The sequence below is a fragment of the Paenibacillus sp. LT-B23 genome (assembly GCF_059417685.1).
This window is the reverse complement of record NZ_JBSQBM010000055.1, coordinates 1-3,860: the sequence shown is the minus strand read 5'-3', so window position 1 is coordinate 3,860 and position 3,860 is coordinate 1. Positions and strand designations below refer to the sequence as shown.

Genomic DNA, 3,860 nt, shown 5'->3' with positions numbered 1-3,860 from the left:
TGAGACAGATACCAAGTCTCCAGTGATATATCAGGAAGGTACGGTGAAAGCTCCCGTTTTTGTAGCTGACCTCCCTCCTGTGCCTGAGCCACCATTGATGAGCATAAAAGCTTATGAAGCAGCCCAATCAGCAGCAAAGGATTCATCTAGCAGCCAAGCCTCTACTCCTAAAGCAAAAGTTACAACTCCAGCAGCACTTCAACAGGCGAATGCCTTGATGGGAACGGTATCCAAGCTGTTAGGTTCCATTCCCGTAGTTGGGAACGTAGCCAGTGTGATGTTGAATACGGTGGGTGGGCCAGCAGGTAAAGTGGCGGCAACGGTGTTACAAGCAACTGGAGCCATCCCTATTCGTAGCAAGGGAACGCCAACGGTTGGAGGCAGTAAAGAAACAGGGTTGCACCCACTCAAACACTTGGCTGGTTTAGCACTCCAAGGACTAATCAGTCAATATGAGCATGAGCAAGCAAGACAAGCCTACTATAGCAAATGGATATTAGGAAAAGCATATACAAGTGCGCGTCATATAGCTAATTCCGGTGGCCCATTAGAGCTGGTTAAGAACCTGCTGAAAGAGTCTAATGCCATGGTTCATGCATATCAGCAGATCCCTGTAGATCTAAGACAACGCTGGAGAGCCAATTATGACAGCTACATGGCAGCTGAAAAAGCCAAAGTATCCTATAATTTTGATGAGTATGATAAAAAATTTATGGGTACTATGTGGGTCCTCAGTAAAAATGGAGTTACCGATCAGAAAGCTGCACAAGCTTCTCTTGCCTATAACGAAGCTATCAAAAATGGAGAAATCAAATTACATCACGAACCAGAAAATGTGGATATTTTCGTAGAACAGATTAAAGCAGCTAAAGAAGGAAAGAACTATTGGACAGGCAAAGAAATACCAAAATGGCAGGCAAATGCGATTATTGTAAGTAGCGTATTTTCTGAATTTCAGATGGTAGGAAGTTTATACGGTGCTAAATTTGGCAGGAATATAAAGATACCTTCTAAATCAATTAAAGTTCCAAAGTCTACCGTTAAAGAACCGCCAATCGGAAAGCCTGCACCTTCCAAACCTATAGAAGCACCGAAAACTGAGGGAACAGCTAGTGGTAAGCCTAAGTTACCTTCTGATAAAAAATTACTTGATGCTGCAACTGAATGGTCAAGTATGCAGAAAAAGCTTGCTCCTTCAAAAAGAAAAATGGATAATTTCAATACAGCTGCTGTAGCCTATGACGCAAGAACAGGAAAATATTATTATGGAATGAATAAAGGTATACAGCTTAGTGGAGATAAGAAGAATACAATTTTATTTGGAAGCAAAGACAAACCAGGATTATTACCAAAAGATTCTCTTAATGAATATTCAGTAGGAAATTGTGCAGAAGTAGATGCAGTGAATCAAGCGCTAAACCAAAAGGCTAATGTGAATGATTTATATATATACACTATTAAAACAACGCCAAACGAGTTTGGATCAGCAAAAATAGCTTGCGAAAACTGTACATTTACTTTTAAAGGAAATGTTGCTGACGCACTAACCGGGTGGTATAAAGGAGACTAGTGATAATGGATGTGGAAAAATTTAAGCATATTTCAATGAGAGGTAGAGTTGCATATGGAGTTAGCTGTTTTGAGAACGCTATAATAGCCTTGAAATATGATGTTAATGATTGGAGAATCGTTTTGAATTATTTATGGGAATTCACTAGTATCCAATACTTAGATGATTGGAATGATATAGTTGTTGAATTAATCCCTGAGAATTTAACGGAGTTTAAAACATATGAGGAGGAAGAGTTTGAGCGGCTGAGTAAAGATGAATTCATATATTTGTATAGCTTATATCAAAATATTGATGGATCAGTGGATGCCTTACTACGAGGAATTTATGATCTTGGTATCAGTCATACTTATACTGTAATCGAAGGATACGGCGAAAGCAGTTTGAAATCTTTGGAGAGAATTATTAAGTTCATGATAGATTACAACTTTCCATTGCCAAGCATCGATCCATTCCTAAAATTTTCTATAGAAGAAAATAGAGGATGGGGTCACAAGTTTGATGGTACAAAATTATCTAAAATTCTGTAACATAGAAATTGAATAGGTTTATGTGTACCTTAATATTAAACTTTCAAAAGCTTACTCCTACTTGAATCATGAGTGGGAATGAGCTTTTATATGAAACAATAACTTGCCATCCCTCCCCATCAGAGTTAACATACACACACTTCAACAAACGGGAGGGATAATACGCTATGTCAAATTGGCCAGATTGGTTTCTCGAAGCATTACGCCAACGTTTTTATCAATTAGAACTTTGCAGCGAACAACAGGCTTCATATTCATCTGAGGACAAAAATCTATTCACTCAAATGGATCAATTCAAAATGAATCAAAACGGTGATATTCAACAGCTGCTATCCGAATGGGAAGAAGCCATAGGCTATCAGCTAAGTCAGGACAAACAATCCATCTATATGGAAGGAGTGAAAGACGGGATTCGATTGATCCTTCCCGTCATACAACCCACAGTTACTCGTTAGCCTACTGATAATGTTATCCTATGACTTCGTTAGTCCAGTATTTCGTCTATGTCCATTCCACTTTTCAAGGTAAAAACAAAATGCGCTGGTGAGAGAATCATGATCTTCTCCACCAACGCATTAAATAGGTTATCATCAAATTGTTCCAGTATATCTTTCCGCAAGCTTAGAATTTGTATAATTTCATCTACACGTTCCTTAAGTTGTGCCTTTTGCTCATGCTCCTGCTCCAGTGTCAGCTTCTGTTGTCGTAGCTCGTTGAGTTCATTGGAAAGTCTGTTCGTTTCTTCATCATATACCGTCTCATCCATCTGATTCCGTAGTTTGAGATTCACTAATTCCTTCAAGTCGGATTTCAATTGTTGCATCTGTCCTTCGATATCCAATAGCGGTTCTTGCCTTACTCTGCTGGAAAGTACCGATTCAATATTGGCTTTCAGCGTTTTAATAAATCTTTCCTTATTCTCATACATCCGATTGAACAATCGTACAAACGCGGAATGTAAAACTTGTTCGTCGACTGATTTGGCATCACAGGCTGCTTTACCTTCATTGACATACGTTTTGCATTGCCATACCACTTTTTTGGATGGATTATTGCTGTTCCAGGTTCGGCGTTTAAAAATGGCCCCACAGCATCCACAATATACTTTGCTACTGAGTGCATATTTACTGGAGTATCTTTTACTCTCCCCCATCACATTACCTTTTAGCTTGGCCCTCCGTTCCTTTTCCTTTTGCACCGCTTCAAATAGTTCCTTGGATACAATCGGTTCATGGTTGTTCTCAATTAAATATTGCTGCTCCTGTCCTTTATTCCTTATTCGTTTGTGGGTTAGAAAATCTACCGTTACCGTCTTTTGCTGAAGCAAAGCTCCGTAATATTTCTCATTGGTCAGTATTAATGTAATGGAGGAATCCCACCACGTATCGCCACCCGTGACTGTTTTAATGTGGTCTCGCATCAAACCTCTGGCTATCGCCTGATAACTTTTCCCATCTAAATATTCCTCATATATCCTGCGTACAATCTCTGCTTCAGGCTCGTTAATCACCAGTTCCCCCTGCTCGTCCTTATCGTAGCCAAGGAAGCGATTCGTGTTGCAGAAGACTTTACCGTTTTGAAAGCCGCGCAGTATCCCCCATCGACTATTTTCAGAAATATTTCGACTCTCATCTTGGGCAAGGGAACTCAGGATGGTCAGCAGTACTTCGCCTGTGGTATCGAGTGTATTAATATTCTCCCGTTCAAAGAATACGGCGACTCCGAGACTTTTGAGTTCTCGTACATATTTCAATAAATCT

The 3,860-nt window shown here is 39.7% G+C and carries 3 protein-coding genes and 1 pseudogene; 3 read left to right on the top strand and 1 reads right to left on the bottom strand.

The features are described 5' to 3' along the window. The 3 genes and pseudogenes from ACWXW9_RS28865 to ACWXW9_RS28855 all read left to right on the top strand — a co-directional run. Positions 1-1,570: pseudogene (locus ACWXW9_RS28865) on the top strand (hypothetical protein); the annotation flags it as partial. Positions 1,571-1,575: 5 nt separating this feature from the next. Further along, positions 1,576-2,100 carry a hypothetical protein gene (locus ACWXW9_RS28860; protein WP_494932191.1) on the top strand — a complete coding sequence of 175 codons (525 nt, stop codon included), beginning with the start codon at positions 1,576-1,578 and terminating at the stop codon, positions 2,098-2,100. Positions 2,101-2,267: 167 nt separating this feature from the next. After that, positions 2,268-2,555 (top strand): hypothetical protein, encoded by a 288-nt coding sequence (locus ACWXW9_RS28855; protein WP_494932190.1) that lies wholly within the window; start codon positions 2,268-2,270, stop codon positions 2,553-2,555. Between the two features lie 29 nt (positions 2,556-2,584). On the opposite strand, the gene ACWXW9_RS28850 is transcribed toward ACWXW9_RS28855, so the two are convergent. Beyond that, a partial coding sequence (locus ACWXW9_RS28850; protein WP_494932189.1) for a recombinase family protein occupies positions 2,585-3,860 on the bottom strand: 1,276 nt, incomplete at its 5' end.